This is a genomic window from Streptomyces sp. NPDC002835, from assembly GCF_053591995.1.
The window spans coordinates 45,806-67,819 of sequence record NZ_JBSFUW010000016.1; the positions used below are offsets into that span (position 1 = coordinate 45,806).

Here is a 22,014-nt window from a genome sequence, read left to right on the forward strand (position 1 = left end):
GCGTCAGTTCCGGCTGTCAGGCTAGCCCCGCACCCCTGGACCGGCAAGGCGCGCAGCTCTACGATCTGACACGCCGTCAGTTATCGCTCGCTCGCGGAGGTGCCCGGCCATGGACGAGACCGCACACGCACTGGGCGCCGCCGCCACGCTCTGGGAACTCGTCGCCCGCCGCGCCGCGCTCACCCCCGACCGGCCCGTGCTGCTCCAGGACGGGCGCCGCCTCACCTTCGGCGGACTCCGCGACCGCTCGGAACGGACCGCCGCCGGGCTGTACGCGATGGGGGTCCGCCCCGGCACGGTCGTCGCCTGGCAGCTCCCCACCCGCATCGAGACCGTCCTGCTGACCGCGGCCCTCGCCCGGATCGGCGCCGTCCAGTCACCGGTCATCCCCTTCTACCGGGACCGCGAAGTCGGCTTCGCGCTACGGGAGTCCAAGGCCGCGTACTTCGCCGTGCCGGGCGAGTGGCGCGGCTTCGACTTCACGGCCATGGCGCGGCGGGCCGGTGCGCGCGGCGTCTTCGAGGCGTACGACTCGCTGCCCGACGGCGACCCCTCCGTACTGCCCGCGCCGCCCGCCTCCGGCACGGACGTGCGCTGGATCTACTGGACCTCCGGCACCACGTCCGACCCCAAGGGCGTGCTGCACACCGACCGTTCACTGATCGCCGGCGGCTCCTGCCTCGCCCACGCGCTGCGTCTGTCCGCGGACGACATCGGCTCGATCGCCTTCCCGTTCGCGCACATCGGCGGCCCGGACTACCTCGTCATGCTGCTGCTGTACGGGTTCCCCGCGGTCCTCTTCGAGAAGTTCGCGCTGCCCGACGCGCTCGCCGAGTACCGCCGCCACGGCGTGACCACCGCCGGCGGCTCCACCGCGTTCTACGCGATGTTCCTCGCCGAGCAGCGCAAGCGGCCCGGCCGCAAACTGATCGCCACCCTCCGGCTCCTCGCGGGCGGCGGTGCGCCCAAGCCGCCCGAGCTCCACCGCGCCGTGGTCCGCGAGATGGGTGTCACCCTCACCCACGGCTACGGCATGACCGAGGTCCCGATGATCACCATGGGCTCCCCCGGCGACACCGACGACGACCTCGTCCACACCGAGGGACGACCGCCCGCCGGCATGGAGATCCGCATCACCGACGGCGAGATCCGGCTGCGCGGCGAGGCGGTCTGCCAGGGCTACCTGGACCCGGCCGCGACGGCCGCCGCCTTCGACGCCGACGGCTTCCTCCGCACCGGCGACCTCGGCCACCTCACCGCCGACGGCCACCTCGTGCTCACCGGGCGGGCCAAGGACGTCATCATCCGCAAGGGCGAGAACGTCTCCGCCAAGGAGATCGAGGACCTGCTCCACGCCCACCCGGCGGTGGGGGACGTGGCGGTCGTCGGCCTGCCCGACCCTGAACGGGGCGAACGCGTCTGCGCGGTGGTGGAACGCGCTCCGGGCACGGCGGACCCGACGCTGTCCGACCTCACGACGTACCTGCGGTCGGTGGGCCTGTCCCCCCACAAGCTCCCGGAACAACTGGAGCTGCTGGACGCGCTGCCACGCAACGAGGCACTGCGCAAGGTCTTGAAGTACCAGCTGCGAGAGCGCTACGCGTAGGGGCGTGGGCGTGGCCCGGCGGGTCCGGGTTGCGCTCCTGGGGCGGGGCCCGGTCCTGTGGGCCTGCGTCCGGGTGCCGCGCGTCCGGGCGTGGCCCGGTCCTGTGGGCCTGCGTCCGGATGCCGCGCGTCCGGGCGGGGCCCGGTGGGTCCGGGTTACGCGCCCGTCCCTGGCCCGGTCCGTGTCGCTTGGCGTCCGGGTGCCGCTCCGGTGGTCGTGTCCGGGACTGCTGTCCTCACCGCGCTTCGCGCGAGTTGCGGACAGCAGTCCGGGATCCCCCCCGGAGGCCCCGACCCCCGCACCACCCACCGGACAGAGCCAGCCCGCCGACCGGGCCCATCACCGGGCAGGCCGCCCCCGGGGGCACCGCGCCCAACACCGGACCGGGCGGGGCCGCCCGCCCCGGGAGCGCCGCGCTCCACGGGGCGACGCCCGCGACCACCGGCGCGGCCACGCCCCCCGGTTACTCCGGCTCGGGGGTGACGTAATACGCCGCGAACGCGGCCAGGACGTCCTCCTCGCCGATGCGGCCGTCGCCGTCCACGTCCAGCGCCGCACCCGCCGCCGCCGCGACCCCCGCGTCGACGCCGAGCGCGCCGAGCGCGCGCTCCACGGCGGCCGGGGTCACGCCTCGGCCGTCCACGTCGGCGAGCCGCATCACGGCGTGCACGAACGGCCGGGCGATCTCGCCGAACCGCTTCGGGTTGTCGCGCAGTCTCTTCACCGCGCTGGTCACGAACTCCTCACGCGACACCCGCTGGTCGCCGTCCACGTCGGCGATTCCTGCCATACCCTGCCAAAACGCCTCCGCACCGCTGTAAAGGTTCTGCCCCTTGTCGGAGCGGGCGGTCACGGAGAATTCTGCGAGCAGCCTGGCCGCGGCCGAGCTGAAGTCCTCGCGGTCGATGTAGCCGTTGCCGTCCTGATCGAAAGCGGCGAAGCGGGAAGCGATCTTCCGCTCGTACTCTGCGCTGTCCATGCTGGGGAGCGTAAGGCCCCGGGGGCCGGGCTGTGTACGCGGCCGGGCAATTGCACAGCGGCGAAGCCGAAGCGAAGGGCAGGTGACGGGTGTGCGACAGGGCGTACGGGGGCGCGCAGACGAGGCGTGAGGGCGCGCGGAGTTCAGGGCACGTGACGCAGGAACCGGGACATTCGGCACATCACGCCGTCAGTGGCTGCGCGCCGTCGTCGGTGGCCGAGTCCGTGTCGGCGTAGACCTCGAAGAGGCGGCGGACGCCGAGCGCGCCCAGCACCCGGTTGACGTGCGAGCCGTCCTCCGCGCCGCGGGCGGGCAGTATCAGCCGCAGCCGGCCCCGGCAGGAGCGCATCAGCCGGCGCGCGGCGATCAGTACTCCGACGCCGCTGGAGTCGCAGAAGAACACCTCCGAGAGGTCGAGCACGACGTCGTGGTGGCCCGCGGCGACCGCGTCGTGCACTCGCTGCCGCACCACGGGCGACGACACGAGATCGAGCTCTCCGCGCACATGCAGCACGGTCCACGAGCCCTGCCGGCTCTCGGCCACATCGAGCATCACGTCTGGACCCCTCCTCATACCGGCCACAGAAGACCGGAAGCTGCCCTTCCACTGCCGCTGCCCGACCGGCCGTCGCTGAAACGCGACGTTCGTCACGGAGTGTTTCCGCGGCTCCCCCGACGGGTTCCTACCCGCCCTGGCCCGTACCATCCCGGAGCACGGACGGGGCCGGTTTGCGGCAAAGGCACGTACGTTGTCCGCGCGGCGCACTACATTCGAACGAGCGACACGTACGAAGGCAGGGGCAGAGCGCAGCTTGGGGGCCGCATGACCAAGGACGCACCTCAGCGCTGGGACCGCAGGATGCAGCAGCGGCTGGCGCGCGGCGAGGCCGCGGCGCTCGGCGAGCTGTACGACAGGTTCGCCGCGCTCGTGCACAGCCAGGCCCACCGCGTGCTCGAGGACGACGAGGCCGCGGACCAGGTCACCCGCGAAGTGTTCGGGTACGTATGGGAGAACCCGGACGCGTACGACCCCAAGCAGGGCTCCATGCGGTCCTGGGTGGCGAAGCTCACCAACAGCCAAGCCGTGCACCGGCTGCGCCAGAGCGAGTCCGCGGCGCTCGCGGAGAGCGGCGGGGGCACGACGGAGGAGCTGGAGCAGAAGGTGCGCAGGGCGGCCGTCGCGGCCCGCGCCGACTACATCGTGACGTCCATGCCGGCGCCGCTGCGGGCCGCGCTGGAGCTGGCGTACTTCCAGCGCAGGGACTACCGCCAGACCGCGGCCGACCTCGGCGTCACGGAGGACGAGGCAAGGCGGCGGCTGCGCCTGGGGCTGCAACTGCTGTCGACGGCGAACACCCGCGCTCTCGAGGGGTCCTCACCGCCCGGCTACGGATCCGCCCTGTGAACGGGCCTCTGAGCGGCGGTGACGGTGAAGAGGTGCGGGGTGTGCCGCGCATTCCGTCTCCGCGCAGCGCCGCGGACGACCTCCACCCGGGCGCGTACCGCCCCGAGACGGCGGGGCCGTCCGGCACGGCGCCCCGGGCCGAGCCCGCGCCGGACGGACCGCGCCCGGCGAAGGCGGACGGCGTGAAGGCGGCCCGGTCCGGGGCGGACGGTGCGGGTCCGGCCGCCGTCCCCTCCCACAAGGTGCTGAAGTCGCTGCTCGGCGCCTGGGCGCTCGCCGCGTGCTCCGCCGAGGAGACGGCGGCCGTCGAGGACCATCTCGGCGACTGCGCCCAGTGCGCGGACGAGGCCCTGCGGCTGCGGGACGCCGTCGGGCTGCTGCACACCGACCGCGATCTGGACCTCGACCCGATGCTGCGCTTCCGGGTGCTGGAGAACTGTCTGGGCCGGCGGCCGGCCCGTATCTCGGTGCCCGTGTGGGCCGATCCGTACGACGCGGAGACCGCCAGGCTCGACGCACTGCTGCGGGACATCGGCGAGTCCGAGTGGCACGCGCCGGTGCGGCTCAAGTGGTTCGACGGCACGGAGCAGGTGAGCCGCCGTACGACGGTGGCCGGTGTGATCGGGCATCTGCTGACCGTCGACGGGCTGGTCGTCGGCGCGCTCGGGCTCGACGACCCGCTGGGCCCGCACGCGCCGCTGCCGCCGACCGCGCGCACCGAACTCTTCTGGGACGCCGCGAAGCACCCGCCCACCGGCACGATTCGCGAGCCGTGGCGCGACCAGAGCCACACCCTCATCCGCACGGTGTCCTTCGCGGGCCGCGGAGTCGACGAGACGTCCGTGTCGTACGGGGCGTTCGCGTTGCCGCTGCGGGACGCGCTGCTCGACCGGGCCTTCGAGTGCTGGATCCACGCGGACGACATCGCGGAGGCCGTGGCCTATCCGTACGCGCCGCCGAGCGGCACCCATCTCAACCGCATGATCGACCTGGCGGCCCGGCTGCTCCCGGCGGCTCTCGCGGAACGCAGACGCGCGGGACTCGCCGGGCCCCCGCAGCACCTGGTCACCGCGGGCTCGCCCGGCCGCTCGCTCCACCTGGAGGTCGAGGGCTCCGGCGGCGGCAGCTGGTACATCGCCCTGGACTCCCCGGCGACCGTCGGCTGCCCGGACAAATCGGTCGCCCAAGTGGCACTCGACGGCGTCGAGTTCTGCAAACTGGTGGCAGGCCACGTCTCCCCGGAGGAGGCGGCCGCCGGCCAGGACGGCGACCGCGAGGCGATCCGCGACGTACTGTTCGCGGCCGCGGCACTGAGCCGCCTGTAGCGACGAACCTCGCCCCGCCGGAACCGGGGGCGCCGACGGAACTGCCCCCTGCGCCGAGGGATACCAGGCACGCCTGAATCAGCACCAGCGCAAGGCGAGGGCTTGCTACGGTCCGCGTATGACGTTGTCTGTGCCTCCTGCTCGTGCTGTTGATCTGCGGGTTGAACCGGTCGATGACGTACTCGATCGTGTGGAGCGGTCTTTTCAGATGCGTGTCGACCGGAAAACGGTGGTACGAAAGCGCCGGTCGGTCGGTGGAAAGACGGATCGTGGTACCTGGGTGCGCGTTGAGCGGAGGGACTTCGCAAGGATCGGCGCGCAAGGCTGGAACGGCCCCGAGGCCGCTGCGGTCCTGCGGGGCGTTTCCATGCCGGAGTGGCATGCCGGGCTCGCCTGGCGTGACCAGGACGATCCCGTGATGTGGCGGGCCGACGAGATGGAGCTGATCACCGCTCCACCCGTCGGACACGCGCTTCTGATCGACGATCCCGGGTTGCCGGATGGCTGGTGGGCTGCGCTGAACACGTCGCTGGACTCCCTGGCCACTCAGCACACGCCCCGCATCGCCACGCCGGACACCGAGTCGGCTACACAGGAACTGGTGACGAGGACCATCCGGAGGGCCGTCCCCGAGATCACCGACACCACGGTTGACGAATGGGCCCCGGCCCATGCCGACCTGACGTGGGCAAACGTGACCGGCCCAGAGTTCTGCGTGATCGACTGGGAGGACTGGGGGATGGCGCCACGCGGGCTGGATGCGGCGACCCTGTGGGGAAACTCTCTCGCTGTCCCGGAGCTGGCCGAGCGTGTATGGAGAGAGCGCCGACTGGACCTTGAGAGCAGGTCCGGCCGACTGATGGCGCTGTTCTTCTGTGCGAAGGTTGTGGGTCCGCACGCGCATGAGGCGGACCCCCGGCTGGCGGCCGCACGCGAGGAGACAGCACGGCTCGTTGCCGAGCTTCAGACCTCCTGACGACGGTCTCGCAGCAGGCCGCGGTACTGCCTGAGGATCTCGTCGTCCACCTCGACGTCGTCCAGTGAGCAGACCAGCTCCCGCAGGTGATCGAGGTCGTCTGTACCGACGGCGACAGCATTCACGGCCGGAGGACTGTACGCAGCCCGGAACGCCGCTTGCACCGGGGATGCGCACTGAGGGTTGCGCATGAAAATCCGGGGATCGAATCTCTTCCATACGGATTCCGCCGTGCTCCCGCCGAATGGGCTCATGCCCCACACTGTCGATCGCCGCCATCGCTCGGCGAGAAGGTCGGTGGCTTCCAGAATGTCGACGCCGACCAGCAGCCCGGCGCGGACCATCAGAACATCGGGCTGCGGGAGACCCTCAAGAGCAGTCAGCGGTCGCGGATCCCAGGAGGAGATCCCCCAAGACCCGCATATTCCCTGTGCCGTGGCGTTCTCCAGGACCGAGCAGGCGCCGGCCAGAGCATCATTGGCTGACGCCTCGGGAAACTGGGCAAGGGTCTGCTCCGGGTTGTGCAGGAACACCAGATCCGGTTCCCGCCTCAGGTCCCGCGCCGCCTGTTCGACGGCTGTGCGCAGACGATCCGGCTCCAAAGAGTGCTCAGACCCTCCTGCGGCAGGGAAGTACCCGATCTTCGTCGACACCTTGAACTTCGGCAGCAGGTCACCGGCAACCATCGCCAGGACTTCGTGTGCACGGAACCCCAGGTAGTTGAAACTGGTGTCGATCGCCTCAACGCCGAGGTCGGAGGCCCCCGTCAGGAGACGGCGTTGGCAACGAGACCGGTGTAACCCGAGGACAATTCCGGGGTGAGCAGTGCGCATATCTCCTCCCCCACCAGGATCTCGGCGGCTTCCGCCACCTCAGCGCCCACCACGGCCACCGCCTGCTTCACATTGACGGGCCTGCCGCTCAGCAACATTCGCAGGGCAGGCAGCGCCTTGGCAGCAAGGGTGAGTTTCTGACCGGCAGCGATCAGGTCGACCGTTGCTTCGTTCTCTTCGATCCGGGGTGGAAACTGCGTGGTGCACACCACGGAGTCGAGCGGCCCGAAGACGTCCAGGAACGGCACGTGCCGGGCAGGCGTGGTCTCACGTTCGTACGCGGCCAGGAAGTTCTCGGGAGAGCGCTCGCTGATCAGCCGGGCAGCGGCTTCGACCAGGGTCGGACCACCGGTCCCGTGCCATCGGTCCAGGTCGTGCCGGAATACCTCCCGCTCCCGGGACCAGTCGGCCAGCCACGAGAACCAGCTCGCTCCCGTGCGCTTGGTGATTCCGAACGTCACGTGAAGGCTCCTTCCCGAGCCGCTGCTGGTTCGCGTTGCCTGGTGCCAGTGCCCCCGGGGAATGTGCATGACGTCTCCGGTCTGCATGACCCCTGCCCAGATGATCTCCTCGCTCGGCGTGCTGTTGGGGTCGGCGTCCCGGTACATGGGGACCTTGCGGGAGGTCTCGCGTACCTCCCATTCCTTTTCGCCCGCAAGCTGGACGATCAGGACATCGTGGTCGTCCCAATGCAGCGGGAAGCCAGCGGCGTCGTTCGTCGTCAGATACGCGTTGACCTGCACTCGCTCGTGTGACCACCACTGCAATGCCCGGCAGGCCACCTCCAGCGTCGGGTCGAAGACATTGGCCTGATCAAGGATGAGCGTTGCTCCCTCCCGCAGGAGGTTGCCCAGACTGCGCATGTTCACCATGGAAATGCTCTGGCCCCGAGGACTGACGCTGTCGGTGTAGTACACGGCCGGGTGAACCTCTTCGCCCTTGCGAAAGCACCGTAACTGCGGGCGGTACGCTTCTGCGCATCGCGATGTCCAACATGCGGTTGGGGGTCAGTACGCGTGAGAGAAGCGCCGAGTCGGCCACGTTGCCCCGCGCAAAGGTCTTGCCGAGTTCCTCCGCTCCGTTCCACCCGAGCGCTCTCTCCATGGCACTGATCAACTGGTGCTCCACCACTTCCTCCTGATGAGTTTCGATCAAGCGATCAGATGGCGGCGGGGACCCGCAGAGGGGACTTGGCGAGCCCCCGCCGTTCAGGCACTACTCGATGTCGTTCAGGTTGCCGTCACCGCCCGGCCACGGAGAATCGCCGGAACTTCCCTGGTTGTCGGACCGGAGGCTGTCATACCGGTCGTGGACGGTGGTCAGCTCTTCCACCGCCACCAGAAGGCCACTGTGCGCCGGCGGCGGCGTCGCGACTTCTGCCACCTCGTACTCCTCTCTCTTCGGGACTCCGCCCAGCTCTGGGCGGAAGATCTGAGCCAACCCGCACCCTCCGGTTGGCGGATGGGCGGCACATGGACACTGGGTCTGTGGGCCTACTCCGGCACGAGATCCTCTTTCCGCAGGCACTCCAGGATTCGGGCGACGAGGGTCACGTCCGGCTCCCGCGATTCGATGGCGGCGCGGCCTTCCTCGTACCACTCGCCAAGCGCCCTCTCCCAGGCAATCTCTGCCTTCATGACCTCGGCCCGGACCTCGTCCAGCGCCAATTCGGCTTCGATCCGGAGCCGGATGAGATCAGCGGGGCTGATACGCATGGGAGCTGGGAAGGCGACCGTGTCCGCGTCAGGCCGGAATGGAGCGAAAGTGACCTCTACGCAACGCTCGGGATACGGGTCGCCGATCAGTTCCTCTGTAGGCAGGAGGCGCAGTCCAAGCCTGGGTGTATGCCGTGTGCCCCTCATAGGTCAGGCGCCATCACGAAGGGCACCGGCCTGACGTGGACGTCGGCCTGCGGAGCCGCGGCCTCCGTGCGCTCGCGCGGAGTTCTGCCGCGAGGACCTTGCCCTGATACCGGTACGCCGAATTCAACCCAGACCTTTTTGCCCTTGTTGGTTCGTTCCCAGCCGCTCCGCGCGGCGAGGAAATCGACCAACTCAAGGCCCCGCCCACCCTCGTCGTCCTCGGTGGTGTTCTGACGTCTCGGCGGCTCGGGACTGCCGTCGTGGACGACCAGGACCAACATGTCGTCCTTGAGGTCAAGAGCAACCGTGACGAACCCCCCTGCGTGGACCACGGCATTCGTGATCAGTTCAGAGGCAACGAGCCTGATCGCATTCTGCTCGTCCTCGCCGAGCCGTAGGCCCCAAGCCTCAATATGCGTTATGACGCGGTCTCTTGCGAAAGCGACTGCGGACGGGCCACCGGCTACGGCGATCCTGGCACGGCGGGTCATGAGGACTACTCCTCTACGGTCAAGGTGGTGGCCCGGTCCCTGACGTCGGGACATAGGGAGCGGGCGGCCGGTTTGTAGGGGTGCCAAGCTGTTGCTCCCCACGGAGGGAGCAGTCGCACCCGGGTACGCGGAATTTGGGCGCCTGAGGATCCAGTCAACGTCGTCCACCGGCAGTTGAGAGACTCCAAGGGGTGACTCCAAGACGGAGTCAGGACGTATGTGCGGCCGTAGCATCGGAGAACACGTCCCAGGGGGTCGCAATGAGCCGTCAGCCACCGAACCCACGAGATGTCGTCGCCGGCTTGCTCGGTGATGCCCGACTGCTCAACGCGTGCGCCGAGCGGGACATGGGCGTCATATTCCGACTGGTCAATGCGCGAGGCGTCAGTACACGTCGGATCGCCGCAGCCGTGGACATCACCCAAGGTCGGCTCTACGACTACATGAATGGCAAGAGCCGGGTGGAAAAGCTGACTCTGTTCGAGCAGATCTCGGACGCTTTCCATATCCCTGGCCACCTGTTCGGGCTTGCACGGCGAGCGTGGGAACCGAGGGCCGAACCGGCCGAGCACCGATCGGAAGTACCCCCGGACGGCGACGACCTGACGGCCATGGAGGCCTTCCGTTCAGCAGACCGGCAAACCGGGGGAGGACGGCTGTACGGTGCTGTCGTACAGCACCTCTCAGTTCGAGTGGCGCCGCGTCTGGTCGACCCCCGAAGCGGCCCGCATGCATTTGCTGTTGCTGCGGCCCTGACGGAAATGGCCGGGTGGATGGCCCACGACTCCGGCCACGATGATTTGGCCGCACGCCACTTCAACCGGGCGCTTCCCCTGGCCCGCACTTCAGGGGACTTACCACTCGCCGCGAACATCGCAGCCAGTAACAGCCACCTCGCGCTGCAGACCGGCGATACGACGGGCGCCTTCCGCTGGGCTCAGACCGGGCTCGACCTCGCCGGTCAAGGGCCGCGAATTCCTGCACTCGCTGCGCGGCTCCACACGATGCAGGCCCGAGCCTTGGCCGCGGGTGAGCAGCGTACGTCGGCTGTGCGTGCTCTCGAAGCAGCCCGGAGCGGGCTCGACGCGCCTGCAGATACGGCACATCCTTGGCTGAGCCCCTTTGACGCCGCAGCACTCGCGAGTGAATCCGCGCTGGTTCTGCGCGATCTGGAGCAGCACGACCAAGCGATGGCCCAAGCCGAGCAGGCGGTGACACTGAGGGAGGCGGGACGGACACGCTCTCTGGCACTGAGCCGCATCGGTCTCGTTGACATCCACCTTCGGCGAGGAGACCTTGATGCCGCAGTGGACATCGGGCACGAGTTGCTCACCATAAGCCCCACGCTCGGGTCGGTCCGTGTCGTGCACCAGCTTGAGGAGCTGCGTCGTCTGCTGGACCCGCACAAGGGTTACCGGCCGGTGCGGGAGTACCTGGTGAACTTCGACGACGCGCGGCGGGCCAGAATGCTGTTGCTGGCCGACATCATCACCCCCAGGGGAGGCACCCCTACATGAGGCCCACACCCGCCGACCCGGAAGCGTGGAACGCCTACCTGGCTGAAGGAAATGCCACACAGGCACGGAAGCGCGTCGCGGCCGACGTGCTGCTGCGTGACACGGCCGGGCGCGTGCTGCTGGTGAAGCCCACGTACAAGCCGGGCTGGGATCTGCCGGGCGGGATGGCGGAAGCGAATGAGCCACCGGAAAGGGCGGTGGTGCGGGAACTGGGCGAGGAGCTGGGGCTGGACATCACGTTGCGCGGCCTCTTGGTGGTCGACTGGGTACCCCCGCACGGGCCGTGGGACGACCACATGGCCTTCATTTTCGACGGTGGCACGCTGAACACGGACCAGGCTCGGGAGATGCACCCTCACGACGGCGAGTTGTCCGAGGCGGTCTTCGTCTCCCTGGACAGGGCTCGGGAGTCGCTCGGACGGCGGCTGCGTAAGCGGCTCGACGGCGCGATCCAGGCCCTGGAAGGAGGGCGGCCCGTATATCTGCATGATGGCGGCCCGCTCTGGTAGCCGGCTGAGGATGACGTGGCCACTGAGGCATCGGCGAGGACCGGTTCAGGTCACTCGGCGTCGGCGGGCCGCTCCGACGGTCCGCCGTCGGGCACAAGCACGAGCGCGGGCACGGGCACCGGCTCAGCGCTGCGCGGGCAGGTCCCGGCGGTGGCGGACCGGGGAGAGGAAGACGGGGAGGAAGGCGAGGGCGAGACAGGTCGCGCCCGTCCACAGGGCCGCGTCCAGACCCGCGAACGTGCCGAGCAGGCCCGCCGTCGCGGAGCCGACGGCGATCGCGCCGGTGAGCATGAAGCGGAAAGTGGCGTTCATCCGGCCGAGGAGCGGGTCCGGGGTCAGCCGCTGGCGCAAACTCACCCCGAGGACGTTGTCGACGCCGACCTTGAACATGACGATCAGCCAGCCGGCCCCGGCGACCCACAGCCACACGCCCCGGTCGACGAGCGGCAGGGCCGGCGCGGCGGGCGCCACGCCCATGCCGCACACGCTGATCCGTACGACGACGCCGGCCGCCCGCGAAGGGGTCGCCGCCCTGCGCGCGGACCCGGACCGGGGGCTCGCCCGGCTGGTGGACACGATCGCCGCGTACTGGGAGGTCGCGCTCGCCCCGCACTGGCCGCGCATCCTGGCCCTGGTCGAGGGCGACGTCCTCTACCGGGCAAAACGGCTCGCGGAGGGCGGTGCGCGCCGCCTCTTCGACGATCTCGACCCGCGCGTCACCTGGGACTCCGGCACCCTCCAGGTGCTGCACCGCTGCGTGCGCGGCGCCCGGGACCTGGAGGGCCGGGGGCTGCTGCTGGTGCCGTCCGTGTTCGGCGGGCAGCGGATCTTCTCGGACGTGGACAGCCCCGACTGGCAGCCCACCCTGCGCTATCCGCCCCGGGGCACGGGCACCCTGTGGGAGGCACGGTCGCAGCCGCTGTCCGACGCCCTGGCCGGAGTCCTCGGCCGCACCCGCGCGCTGTTGCTGGCCGAGCTGTCGTCCCCCGCCTCCACCACCGAACTGGCCCGGCGGCTCGGCCTCTCCGCCGGCGGGGTCTCGCAGCACCTGACGGCGCTGCGCGCGGCCGGCCTGGTCAGCGCGCACCGTACGGGGCGCGTGGTCCTCTACGCCCGTACGCACGTGGGCGAGGCGCTGGTGGGCGAGTGACTGGTGGGCGAGTGGCCCCCGGGCGCCCGCGACTCACTCGCCGCCGACGCTGAGGTTCGGGTTGCCGTCCCGGCCGTGCGGCTTCAGCTCGATCTGGATGGTGTGCGTCGTGTCGCGCGCCGCGGTCGCGCCGCCGCCGGCCGTCAGCACGCCGATCCGCAGCTCGGCCCGCCCGCTGCCCTCCCGCCGTACCTGCACCGCGAATTCGAGGTGCACGCTCTCCACGCTGAACCGCAGATCCCGTCCCTCGCCCGCATGTTGGGCACGCTCCAGCTCGTCCCGGACCTGACCGATCACCTCGGCCAGCCCCACGACCGCGGTTTCGTCACGCTCAGCCATCGCGCACCCCGTCTCCCGTAGTTATCGTTACGCAGTATGAGCGAGCCACTTCGCACATCCAACTCCTTACCGGAGGAAGAGAGTTGGCGGGTACGTCTGCTCCGGGGCCCGGACCGGACGGACAGGCCGCTCGGCGCCGGCGTGCTGCTCCCCGGCGGACTGGTGCTGACCTGCGCGCACGTGATCCTGCTGCGCCCCGACTCGACCGGTGCGCGCGCCCCGCGGGAGGAGGTGTACGCGGACCTGCCGCGGATGCCCGCGGGCGACGGGGCGCAGCCGCTGCGGGCCCGGCTGCTGAGGGAGTACCTCGTCCTGCCGACGGGGCAGTACGGCGGAGACCTGGCGCTGCTCAAGCTGGACCACGAACCGGCGGTCCCCCATGCCGTCCTGCACCGCCAGATCCCGGCGCGCGGCGACATGGTGCACTTCACCGGATACCCGGAGGACCTGCCCGGCGGCGAACATCTGGACGCCCGGCTGATGGGCCGCGGCGGTCCCGCGCCGACGCCGGAGTGGGTGCAGCTCGACGCGCTGAACGCGCCGTACGTGGTGCGGCTCGGATACAGCGGGTGCGCGGTGGTGCACAGCCGTACGCGGCGCGTCATCGGCATCGTGGCGCACCAGTTCGGCACGCCGCAGGCGCGGGTGCGCCGGGACCACGCGTACATGATCCCGACCGAGACGGTGCTGAAGCATCTGCCGCTGGAGCGGCTGGGGCTGACGGTCACCGGGAAGCCGGCCGTCTCGCACGACGTCGCGGTCGCGCACGACCGGACCGCCTCCGGGCGCGTGCCCGGTCTGCACCGGCGGCTGACCCGGTGGCTCGACGGGGCGCCGGACACCGATCCGGTGGAGCCGGTGTTCGCCGGTGAGGGCGAGCACGACCTGCTGCACACGGTCAGGTCGGTGCTCACCCTCGCCGACCGCGAGCAGAGCCCGCCGGAGACACATCCGTCCCGGACGAGCGCGACGGGCGCGGCGGACGGGGCGGACGACCCGCAGGCGGGCACGATCGACATCGCCGTCGACGTGACGAACCGGACGGTGGCGGAGCTGGCCAGGGACGCGGCCGAACGGATCGGCCTGGACCCGCTCCCCGACGACACCGAGGGTGGTACGCGACCTCTGCTCGACCGGATCGCGGAGGAGAGCCCGCCGCTGAGCGCCGCGTTCCTGTCCGTCGACCGGTCGGCCTCCGGCGACGACGAGATGCTGCGGCTCCTCGCCGCGCTCCTCGCCCGCGGCCAGAGCCGGCTGCTGCTCGTCTTCAGCGACCCGCGCTCGCCGCTCCTGGCCCGGGTCCGCGCAGAACTGCTCGGCCCCGACTGGGCCGCCCGCCGCACCGAACGGCTGGGCATCCGGGTCAGCCGGCTCGCGGAGACCGAGCAGCGGCTGCACCAGCTCTCCGGCCGGCGGCCCGCCCCCCTCGCGCCCCGGCTGCGCCGGACGCTCGAACAGCTCGGCCCGGACGGCCCGTTGAACGGCTCCGAGGACCAGCCGCACGCCCTGTTCCGCTGCGCCGTCGACATCGAGGCCGCGCTGCTGGACGCGGAGAACGCCGAGCAGGAGCTGAACGGCCCCGCCGGGCCCCGCGAGTTCGTCGTCGGGCCGCCGGGCGACGGGCTGACCGACCTGCCCGCCGTCGCCGTGCGCGACCCCGACGCCCTGGTCACCGGGCAGACCGGGGACCGGCTTGCGGGCGGCGAGCGGCTGCACCAGCAGTACGAGGTGGTGGGGCCCATCGGCCAGGGCAGCCACGGCAAGGTGTACCTCGCCCGCGACCTGCTCCTGGAGAACCGCCCCGTCGCCCTCAAGGGCATCCTCGACCCGGGCGATCCGGCCGCCGTGCTCCAGGCCCACCAGGAGCGGCTGCGGCTCGTCAGCCTCAACCACCCGTCGGTCATCCGGGTCGTCAACTACGCGCGCCACGAGCCGACGGCGGCCGAGTTCATCGTCATGGAGTTCGCCGACGGGGCGCCGCTGTCGTGGGTGGGGTCCAGGATCGCGCGGCGGGTCGAGCCGTTCGCGGGGCCGCGGGTGCGGGAGTTCATCGTGGCGTACGGTCTGCTGGTCCTCGAGGCGCTCGACTACCTGCACCGCGAGGAGAAGTTCGTCTACGGCGACCTGTCGCTGACCAACGTCCTCCACTGCGGCACCGGCATCAAGCTCATCGACGTCGCGGGCGTACGCGAGCCCGGCGCGCCGGGGCCGGTCAGCCACCGGCCGCCGGAGAGCGGGCCCACCGGCGGGATGACCACCGCGGGCGACCTCTACACGGTCGGCGCGGTCCTCGGGGAGTTGCTCGCCAAGGACCCGGCGCCGCCGTCCGACCTCGGCACCGAGTCGCTGCGGCGGGCCCTGTCCCGCGCCACGGCCGCCGATCCGAGGCAGCGTTACGCCTCCGCGCAGGAGATGGCCGTCCAGTTCCGCGGGGTGCTGCGCGAGCTGCGGTCGCTGCGGCTGGACGAGGAGACGTTCGAGCCGTCCCCGCTCTTCGACTCGGCCGCCATCGCGCTCGACGGCCGGCTGGGCAGACCGCCGCCGCTCGAACGCTGGCGGGCGGACGGGCCGGCCGACCGGCTCGGCGCGCATGTGCCGGAACCGGCGGAGGCGGCCGTGGCCCTGCCTGTACCGAAGGCCGACGTGCAGGACCCGAACTGGAAGGAGCTCCAGCGCACCTCGCACGACGACCCGGCGGGGCTGCTGCAGCTCAGCAACGAGTGGCTGCCGTCGCCCGAGCTGCATCTGCTGCGCTGCCGGCTCCACCTGGAGCTCGCCGGCACCCGCCGCCACGGCCGCGACAAGGAACTGGTCACCGCCGCGGTGGAACTGGACCGGGCCGGCCGGCTGCTCGGCGACCGGTCCCGCTACGACTGGCGACTCGACTGGCACCAGGGCCTGACGCAGCTGGCGCACGGCCGGCTGCACCGGGCGCTGGAACGCTTCGACGCGGTGTACGCGGCGATACCGGGCGAGTACGCGCCCAAGCTGGCGCTCGGCTACTGCCACGAGAAGCTCGCCGACGAGTGGCGGACCGGTGAGCCGGCGGCCGCGGAAGCGCGGGAGGCGCACGAAGAGCAGGCCATGCTCTTCTACGACGCGGTGTGGCGGCGCAACCACGCGCTCGGCGCGGCGGCCTTCGGACTGGCCCGCATCCACCTCGCCCGGCACAGCCCGGACCGGGCCCTGGCCTCCCTCGACGGCGTCCCGCCCGACTCCCGGCACCGCACCGCCGCGCGTACGGCCATGGTCCGCATCCACGCCGGCACACCGACGGTCGCCTCCGCGATCCGCGCCCACGCCGCGCTGCACCGGCTCGCCGGGCACGAGGGCCTGACGGACCCGCAGGCGCAGGAACGGCTCACCGCGGAGCTGCGGGAGCAACTGCTGGAACTGGTACGGGCCCAGGGCCCCGACGTGCTCGCGCAGCTCCGTGCCGCGCTGCCCGCGGCGGTGCGGGTGCCGTCGACGGAACGGGAGCTGCGCGAGCAGCTCTCTACGAGCTACCGGCGGCTGGCCAAACAGGTCCCGCGCACGGACCGGGCGGAGGGGGCGGCGCTGGCGGATGCGCTGCTGGACAACGCGTACAGCACGCGGCCGTTGGGGCTGCGGCATGTGCGGGTGCGGGCGGGCGGGGGTGGGTGGGCGTGGCGCCGCCGGCCCGCCCGCGGATGACCGCCGCAGGCGGGACGGGTGAGGGAGGGGACGGATGAGGGTCGTGGGGTGGCGCAGGGCGCTGGGGCGGTGGGGCGCCGGGGCCGGGCCCGGGGTGTGGGCGTGGGCCGTCGGGCGGGGACCGAACGGCCGGCACCCGACGGCCGCGTTCCTGCGGCGCCGCATGCTCATGCTGCCCGCCCTCGCGTTCATCGCGCTCGCGCTCTGCGCCGCCGCCTACGCCGACGTCCACGACCGCTCCGAGCGGCTGCGCCACCGGTCCGTCCCGGCCCTGGAGGGGCTGGCGCACGCGCGGGCGTCGCTGGGACTGGCGCAGGCGCAGGCCGAGTTGCGGCTGCTGGCGGCCGCGCAGGCGGGGAGGGTCGAGCTGGGTGAGACGTACCGGTCGCGGCTGGCGGAGGCGTCGCAGAGCCTCAACCGGGTCGCTCAGACAGGGGCGTTGAGCCGGGGGCAGGAGCAGGAGCTGCGGGTGGTGTCCGGGCTGGTCGTCGCGTACGGGGACAAGATCGCCTGGGCGGACCGCAACCGGTCCAGCGAGGTGCTGCGCGAGGCCGGTGTCGCGTACGCGGCGGACCTGCTCGAGGGCCCCTCGGGCACGGACCCGACCCGCCGGGAGGAGGAGCCGACCGCCGTGCTGGACCGGATCGAGGGGCTGGAGCGTCAGCTCCGGCAGGAGACCGCGGACCTGGCGGCCTGGAGCCCGCTGACGCTGACCGCCGCCGCGGCCGCCGTGCTGACGACCGCGGTGTTCGGGTTTCTGGCGGTCGGCACGGCGGTGTTCCTGCGGGACCGGCTGCGGCTGGTGAGCGTGCAGCTCGCGGCCGGCGCGCTGCCGGTGCTGCTCACGCCGGTGCTGCTGGCGTTCGGCGGGGCGCAGGAACAGGGCGCGCAGCAGGGCGCTGGTACGGCGGTGGCCGGGCTGGCGGACGTCGGGGCGGTCCGGACCGCGTCGCGGGACATCGAGAAGAAGACGGATACGGCCTACGCCCGGATCAGCGCGGCGAATCCGGACGGCTGGTCGCTCACGGCGGGGGTCGTCGTACCGGCCGCCGGGGTCGGCGCGCTGGCGTGCGGGGTGACGCTCTACCTCTACGGCAGGCCGTATCCGGCGGCCCGCACGGCCCTGAGACGGAAGTACACCGAGGCGTGAGGAACTGATGACGAGACACGGGAGACGCCGGAGACGCGGGGGTCTGCGGGCGCTGCTGGCCGGCTGCCTGATCGCCGCGGCGTCGGCGGCGGCCGGTTGCGGCGGTTCGCCGGAGGCGCGCACGCTGGTCGTGCTCGGTCCGTGGACGGACGGCGAGGAGACGGCGTTCGTCGACGCGCTGGACGCCATCGGGCGGCAGACGGGGCACCGTTACGTCTACAAGGGCACGCGTTCGCTGCGCGAGACGCTCGTCGCCCAGCTCCAGGCGGGCGCGCCGCCGGACATGGCGATCCTCAACAGCCCGGGGGAGCTGGCCGAGTACGCACGGGCTGGTGATCTGTATCCGCTGCCGGAGCGGGTGGCGGGCGCGGCCGTCACGCCGTGGGCGCCCACGATCACGGTCCAGGCACCGGACGGTGAGGGGCGGACCCGCGCGTACTGGGCGCCGATCCGGGTGGATCTCAAGTCGCTGGTGTGGAGCCGCGCGGACGCGGCGGACGCCGAGCCCGTGTGGTGCGTGGGCCTCGGTTCCGGCGCGACCTCCGGGTGGCCGGGCACCGACTGGCTGGAGGACCTGATGCTGCAGCGCAGGGGCTCGGCCGCGTACGAGGACTGGGCGACGGGCCGGACGACGTGGAAGGAGACGCGCCCGCTGTGGGAGGAGTGGGGGCGGCTGCTCACCGCGGGCGGACGCACACCGGGCGCGGAGGAGCTGGCGGACTTCCAGCTGCTGGACGACCGCCGCCTCGGGCTGCTGAACCGCGGCGACTGCACCCATGAGCACCAGGGCTCGTTCATCCGCAGGCACTACGGCGACGACGTGCGGCCGACGCCGACGGCCCGCTATCTGGCCGGGGTGCCGACGCCGGCGGAGGGCGGCGAGAACGCCTTCGAGGTGTCCGGCGACATGGCCGCCGTGTTCCGCGAGAGCGACGCGGCGTGGGACCTGCTCGGCCGGCTCACCTCGAAGGAGGCCCGCCAGAGCTGGGCGGACGCGGCGCTCCCCGGTGAGCGGCCGTTCTTCCCGGGCCACGAGGCGTCCTCGGTCCCGGCGTCGGGGGCCACCGCGGCGGTGCAGCGGCTGTTCGACACGGCGGGCCGGATCTGTTTCGACGCCTCCGACGCGATGCCGCCGACGCTGCGGGACGCGTTCCACCGGGCGGTGCTGGAGTTCGTGGGCGACCCGCGTGACAAGGCACTGCTGGACCGGCTGCTCGGGCAGCTCGAGGCGGAGCGGCTGCTGCAGCACGAGGAGAACGCGTTCGTGCTGGACGACCTGTGCGACAACCCGGTCCCGGACTGGCCGGGCCGGGGCGGCGTCAGGTGAAGACGACCGTACGGCGGCCGTTGAGCAGGATGCGGTGCTCGGCGTGCCACTTCACCGCGCGCGCCAGCGCCTGGCACTCGACGTCCCGGCCGACCGCCACCAGCTGCTCGGGAGTGACCTCGTGGCCGACCCGTTCGACCTCCTGCTCGATGATCGGGCCCTCGTCGAGGTCGGCCGTCACATAGTGCGCGGTCGCGCCGATCAGTTTCACGCCCCGGGCGTGCGCCTGGTGGTAGGGCTTGGCGCCCTTGAAGCTCGGCAGGAAGGAGTGGTGGATGTTGATGATCCGGCCGCTGAGCTGCTTGCAGAGGTCGTCGGAGAGCACCTGCATATAGCGGGCGAGGACGACCAGCTCCACGTTCTCGTCGTGCACCAGCTCCAGCAGCCGGGCCTCGGCCGCCGCCTTGGTGTCCTTGGTGACCGGGATGTGGTGGAACGGGACGTCGTACGAGGAGACGAGCTCGGCGAAGTCCGTGTGGTTGGAGACGACGGCCGCGATCTCGACGGGCAGCGCGCCGGTGCGCGACCGGAAGAGCAGGTCGTTCAGGCAGTGCCCGAACTTGCTGACCATCAGGACGATCCGCATCCGCTCCTCGGCGAGATGGATCTGCCAGTCCATCTGGAAGGCGTCGCCGACGGCGGCGAAGCTGGCCCGCAGCTTGTCCACCGTGACCGGGGCCTCGGCGGAGAAGTGCACCCGCATGAAGAACAGACCCGTGTCCTTGTCACCGAACTGCTGGCTGTCCTCGATGTTGCATCCGGTGATGAACAGGTAGCTCGAGACGGCGTGCACGATGCCCTGCTTGTCCGGGCACGAGAGCGTCAGGACGTACTGATCGGTCATCCTTGCAGCCTGCCACATCCGGCGGCCGGGTCCGGCGTACGTCCGTCAGGCGGAACGCGTCATGATCCGCAGCACCTCGAGAGAGCGCGGCGGGGCGTCGGGGTCCTCTCCGTCGCTCGTGGCCATGCTCACATGCGCGTCGCGCGCCGCCCGTACGGCCTCCGGCCAGCCGTGGTGCTCCAGATACGCGGAGACCGGGGCGTCCGCGCCGACCTGGTGCATGATCCGCAGCACCCGCAGCACGGCGACGTCCACGAGGGCGGCCTCGGCGGAGTCCCGGAAGATCGTGCCGACGTACTTCTCGGCGGACCAGTTGTCCAGCCAGGTGTCCTCGACCAGGCGGTACACGGCATCCGTGACGTCGCCGTATCCCTCGAGGCCCGCCAGCCAGCATTCCTGGTGGAAGACGGGGTCGGAAAGCATGTGCAGCGCCGAGCGCACATTGCTGCGCCAGCGCCACCAGGGCATGTCGTTGAGCGGCATGCCGCCCATGGTGGGGGAGCGACGGCCGCGACGGGAAGGGTTGTCCGAACCTTGCTGCACGCCTTCGATCGTACGTTCCCCTTCCGCGCAACCGGACCCACCCCGGCAATTCACTTCGACGTCACCCCGCGTTGCAGCACGCTCACCGTGCCGTTACCTGCGACCGGAAGCGTGCACAGTCATGACCGGTAGGCGTGATCCCTCCTCCCCTCGCCCCTACAAGACCTTCTCAGTCCGAACGGCGTGTACGGCGGCGGCGGCCGGAGCGTCGCTCATCGCCGGATGTGGCGTCCTCCCTGGAGACCCGGGGGGCTCCAGGGGGACCGTCACCGTCATGACCTTCGCCCCCGAGGACACCAAAGCCACCAATATGCCCGGAATGCCGTCGATGGCCGAGGCGTACGCCCGCTGGGCCAAGGCCAACGGCGGCATCGACGGCCACGAGCTGCGCGTCATCACCTGCAACGAACAGAACACCCCCAGGGGCGCGGCGACCTGCGCCCGCGAGGCCGTCGACAAGGGCGCCGTCGCGGTGGTCGGCTCCTACAGCCAGTACGGCGACGCCTTCATGGCGCCGCTGGAGGCGGCCGGCATCCCCTTCATCGGCGGATTCGGTGTCTCCGACGAGGAGTTCACCAGCTATCTGTCCTACCCGGTCAACGGCGGCCAGGCCGCCCTGCTCGCCGGGAACGGCGAACAGCTGGCCGACGTCTGCGACCATGTCGCGCTCGTACGGCCGGACAGCCTGGCCGGCGACGACCTGAACGAGCTCCTCAACGCCGGCCTGACCCGCGGCAGGGCACACAAGTCGGCGGACATCCTCGCCGCCGACAACGCCACCGGCTACTCCGACGAGGCGCGGCTGGCCCGCGAGCGGGCCGTGGAGCCGGCCGGCACCGCGGACGGGGCCGGGACCGAGGACGGGGCCGACGACGGCCGACCGGGCTGTGTCACGGCGGCGCTCGGCGACCGTACGGAGACCTTCTTCGACTCGTACCGGCGGCTGCCGGACGACGGCCGGGACATCAGGATCTCGTCCGTCATGGGCAGCGTCGGCCAGCCCCTCATCGACAGCACCGGCGGCCGCAACGGCCTCTACGAGGGCGCCTACGTCACCGGCTGGTACCCGGACGCCGCCGACGCCCGCTGGGACCGGATGCGCGACGTCATCCGCACCCACGCCTTCGTCGACAACACCCTGGACCCGGCGGACGCCGGCGTGCAGACCGCCTGGATCGCGTACACCGTCCTGGACAAGGTCATCCGGGCGATCGACAGCGGCAGCATCACCCCCGGCAAGATCTCGCACGCCCTCGACCAGGGCCTGAAGGTGTCGACCGACGGCCTGACACCGGACCTGCGGTGGGGTTACGAGGACATGCTCGGCGCGGCCGACTACCCCCGGATGGTCAACAGCAGCGTGACGTTCCAAGTGGTGCGCGACGGCCGCCTGGTGACGCAGCGCCAGGACTTCGTGGACGTCGGCCCGACCCTGCTGGAGGCGTCGTAGCCCCGCGGGGCCGCACGGCCCCGGCCCACCACC

The 22,014-nt window shown here is 71.4% G+C and carries 21 protein-coding genes and 1 pseudogene; 11 read left to right on the forward strand and 11 right to left on the reverse strand.

Annotated elements, in window-relative coordinates:
- The first annotated feature begins 109 nt into the window (after positions 1-109).
- Positions 110-1,606, forward strand: coding sequence for a class I adenylate-forming enzyme family protein (locus tag ACWD01_RS19200; protein ID WP_451163295.1), 1,497 nt, complete (start codon positions 110-112; stop codon positions 1,604-1,606).
- Positions 1,607-2,069: 463 nt separating this feature from the next.
- Here the strand turns inward: ACWD01_RS19200 and ACWD01_RS19205 are convergent, their stop codons facing one another.
- Together ACWD01_RS19205 and ACWD01_RS19210 are read right to left on the reverse strand one after the other, a co-directional pair.
- Positions 2,070-2,585: an EF-hand domain-containing protein gene (locus ACWD01_RS19205; protein WP_451163297.1), complete on the reverse strand. Its 516-nt coding sequence runs from the start codon at positions 2,583-2,585 to the stop codon at positions 2,070-2,072.
- 181 nt (positions 2,586-2,766) lie between these two features.
- Positions 2,767-3,141, reverse strand: coding sequence for an STAS domain-containing protein (locus tag ACWD01_RS19210; protein ID WP_451163299.1), 375 nt, complete (start codon positions 3,139-3,141; stop codon positions 2,767-2,769).
- A 267-nt stretch (positions 3,142-3,408) separates the two neighbouring features.
- On the opposite strand from ACWD01_RS19210, the gene ACWD01_RS19215 reads away from it, so the two are divergent.
- The 3 genes from ACWD01_RS19215 to ACWD01_RS19225 all read left to right on the forward strand — a co-directional run bounded on the left by ACWD01_RS19215 (position 3,409) and on the right by ACWD01_RS19225 (position 6,291).
- Positions 3,409-3,990 carry a sigma-70 family RNA polymerase sigma factor gene (locus ACWD01_RS19215; RefSeq protein ID WP_451163301.1) on the forward strand — a complete coding sequence of 194 codons (582 nt, stop codon included), beginning with the start codon at positions 3,409-3,411 and terminating at the stop codon, positions 3,988-3,990.
- Positions 3,991-4,022: 32 nt separating this feature from the next.
- Positions 4,023-5,315 (forward strand): maleylpyruvate isomerase N-terminal domain-containing protein, encoded by a 1,293-nt coding sequence (locus ACWD01_RS19220; protein ID WP_451163483.1) that lies wholly within the window; start codon positions 4,023-4,025, stop codon positions 5,313-5,315.
- 118 nt (positions 5,316-5,433) lie between these two features.
- Positions 5,434-6,291 carry a hypothetical protein gene (locus ACWD01_RS19225; RefSeq protein WP_451163303.1) on the forward strand — a complete coding sequence of 286 codons (858 nt, stop codon included), beginning with the start codon at positions 5,434-5,436 and terminating at the stop codon, positions 6,289-6,291.
- Here the strand turns inward: ACWD01_RS19225 and ACWD01_RS19230 are convergent.
- From ACWD01_RS19230 to ACWD01_RS19250, 5 genes and pseudogenes are all read right to left on the reverse strand, one after another.
- Positions 6,279-7,124, reverse strand: coding sequence for an aldo/keto reductase (locus ACWD01_RS19230; protein ID WP_451163305.1), 846 nt, complete (start codon positions 7,122-7,124; stop codon positions 6,279-6,281). The two genes, ACWD01_RS19225 and ACWD01_RS19230, sit on opposite strands and share 13 nt — an antisense overlap.
- A pseudogene (locus ACWD01_RS19235) lies at positions 7,058-8,252 on the reverse strand (JmjC domain-containing protein). The gene ACWD01_RS19230 and the pseudogene ACWD01_RS19235 overlap by 67 nt, the downstream one beginning before the upstream one ends.
- Before the next feature lie 87 nt (positions 8,253-8,339).
- The gene (locus tag ACWD01_RS19240) at positions 8,340-8,507 is read right to left on the reverse strand and encodes a hypothetical protein (RefSeq protein ID WP_451163307.1); all 168 of its coding nucleotides are present in this window, start codon (positions 8,505-8,507) and stop codon (positions 8,340-8,342) included.
- 110 nt (positions 8,508-8,617) lie between these two features.
- Positions 8,618-8,839, reverse strand: coding sequence for a hypothetical protein (locus tag ACWD01_RS19245; RefSeq protein ID WP_451163309.1), 222 nt, complete (start codon positions 8,837-8,839; stop codon positions 8,618-8,620).
- A gap of 143 nt (positions 8,840-8,982) precedes the next feature.
- Positions 8,983-9,477 carry an ATP-binding protein gene (locus tag ACWD01_RS19250; RefSeq protein WP_451163311.1) on the reverse strand — a complete coding sequence of 165 codons (495 nt, stop codon included), beginning with the start codon at positions 9,475-9,477 and terminating at the stop codon, positions 8,983-8,985.
- Between the two features lie 260 nt (positions 9,478-9,737).
- On the opposite strand from ACWD01_RS19250, the gene ACWD01_RS19255 reads away from it, so the two are divergent.
- Positions 9,738-10,994 carry an XRE family transcriptional regulator gene (locus ACWD01_RS19255; RefSeq protein WP_451163313.1) on the forward strand — a complete coding sequence of 419 codons (1,257 nt, stop codon included), beginning with the start codon at positions 9,738-9,740 and terminating at the stop codon, positions 10,992-10,994.
- Positions 10,991-11,503, forward strand: a complete 513-nt coding sequence (locus tag ACWD01_RS19260) for an NUDIX domain-containing protein (protein WP_451163315.1) — start codon at positions 10,991-10,993, stop codon at positions 11,501-11,503. The genes ACWD01_RS19255 and ACWD01_RS19260 overlap by 4 nt, the downstream gene beginning before the upstream one ends.
- A gap of 123 nt (positions 11,504-11,626) precedes the next feature.
- Here ACWD01_RS19260 and ACWD01_RS19265 read toward each other — a convergent pair whose 3' ends face one another.
- A complete protein-coding gene (locus ACWD01_RS19265; protein WP_451163317.1) occupies positions 11,627-11,980 on the reverse strand; it encodes a hypothetical protein in 354 nt (117 codons plus the stop codon).
- Here ACWD01_RS19265 and ACWD01_RS19270 point away from each other — a divergent pair.
- Positions 11,979-12,653, forward strand: coding sequence for an ArsR family transcriptional regulator (locus tag ACWD01_RS19270; RefSeq protein WP_451163319.1), 675 nt, complete (start codon positions 11,979-11,981; stop codon positions 12,651-12,653). The genes ACWD01_RS19265 and ACWD01_RS19270 overlap by 2 nt on opposite strands.
- Positions 12,654-12,686: 33 nt before the next feature.
- On the opposite strand, the gene ACWD01_RS19275 is transcribed toward ACWD01_RS19270, so the two are convergent.
- Positions 12,687-12,992 carry a trypco2 family protein gene (locus tag ACWD01_RS19275; protein WP_451163321.1) on the reverse strand — a complete coding sequence of 102 codons (306 nt, stop codon included), beginning with the start codon at positions 12,990-12,992 and terminating at the stop codon, positions 12,687-12,689.
- Between the two features lie 36 nt (positions 12,993-13,028).
- Here ACWD01_RS19275 and ACWD01_RS19280 point away from each other — a divergent pair, with 36 nt between their 5' ends.
- The 3 genes from ACWD01_RS19280 to ACWD01_RS19290 are packed head-to-tail and all read left to right on the forward strand — an operon-like array spanning position 13,029 to position 19,144.
- The gene (locus tag ACWD01_RS19280) at positions 13,029-16,667 is read left to right on the forward strand and encodes a tetratricopeptide repeat protein (protein ID WP_451163323.1); all 3,639 of its coding nucleotides are present in this window, start codon (positions 13,029-13,031) and stop codon (positions 16,665-16,667) included.
- Positions 16,668-16,701: 34 nt separating this feature from the next.
- Positions 16,702-17,817, forward strand: a complete 1,116-nt coding sequence (locus tag ACWD01_RS19285; protein ID WP_451163325.1) for a hypothetical protein — start codon at positions 16,702-16,704, stop codon at positions 17,815-17,817.
- Between the two features lie 7 nt (positions 17,818-17,824).
- The gene (locus ACWD01_RS19290; RefSeq protein ID WP_451163327.1) at positions 17,825-19,144 is read left to right on the forward strand and encodes an extracellular solute-binding protein; all 1,320 of its coding nucleotides are present in this window, start codon (positions 17,825-17,827) and stop codon (positions 19,142-19,144) included.
- Here the strand turns inward: ACWD01_RS19290 and purU are convergent.
- Both purU and ACWD01_RS19300 read right to left on the reverse strand, forming a co-directional pair.
- Entirely contained in the window at positions 19,137-19,988 is an 852-nt protein-coding gene (gene purU / locus ACWD01_RS19295; protein ID WP_451163329.1) for a formyltetrahydrofolate deformylase, read from the reverse strand. The genes ACWD01_RS19290 and purU overlap by 8 nt on opposite strands.
- Before the next feature lie 45 nt (positions 19,989-20,033).
- On the reverse strand, positions 20,034-20,480 hold the full coding sequence (locus ACWD01_RS19300) for an SCO4402 family protein (RefSeq protein ID WP_451163485.1): 447 nt from the start codon (positions 20,478-20,480) through the stop codon (positions 20,034-20,036).
- A 172-nt stretch (positions 20,481-20,652) separates the two neighbouring features.
- Here ACWD01_RS19300 and ACWD01_RS19305 point away from each other — a divergent pair, with 172 nt between their 5' ends.
- Positions 20,653-21,981, forward strand: coding sequence for an ABC transporter substrate-binding protein (locus ACWD01_RS19305; protein ID WP_451163331.1), 1,329 nt, complete (start codon positions 20,653-20,655; stop codon positions 21,979-21,981).
- Positions 21,982-22,014 lie beyond the last annotated feature (33 nt).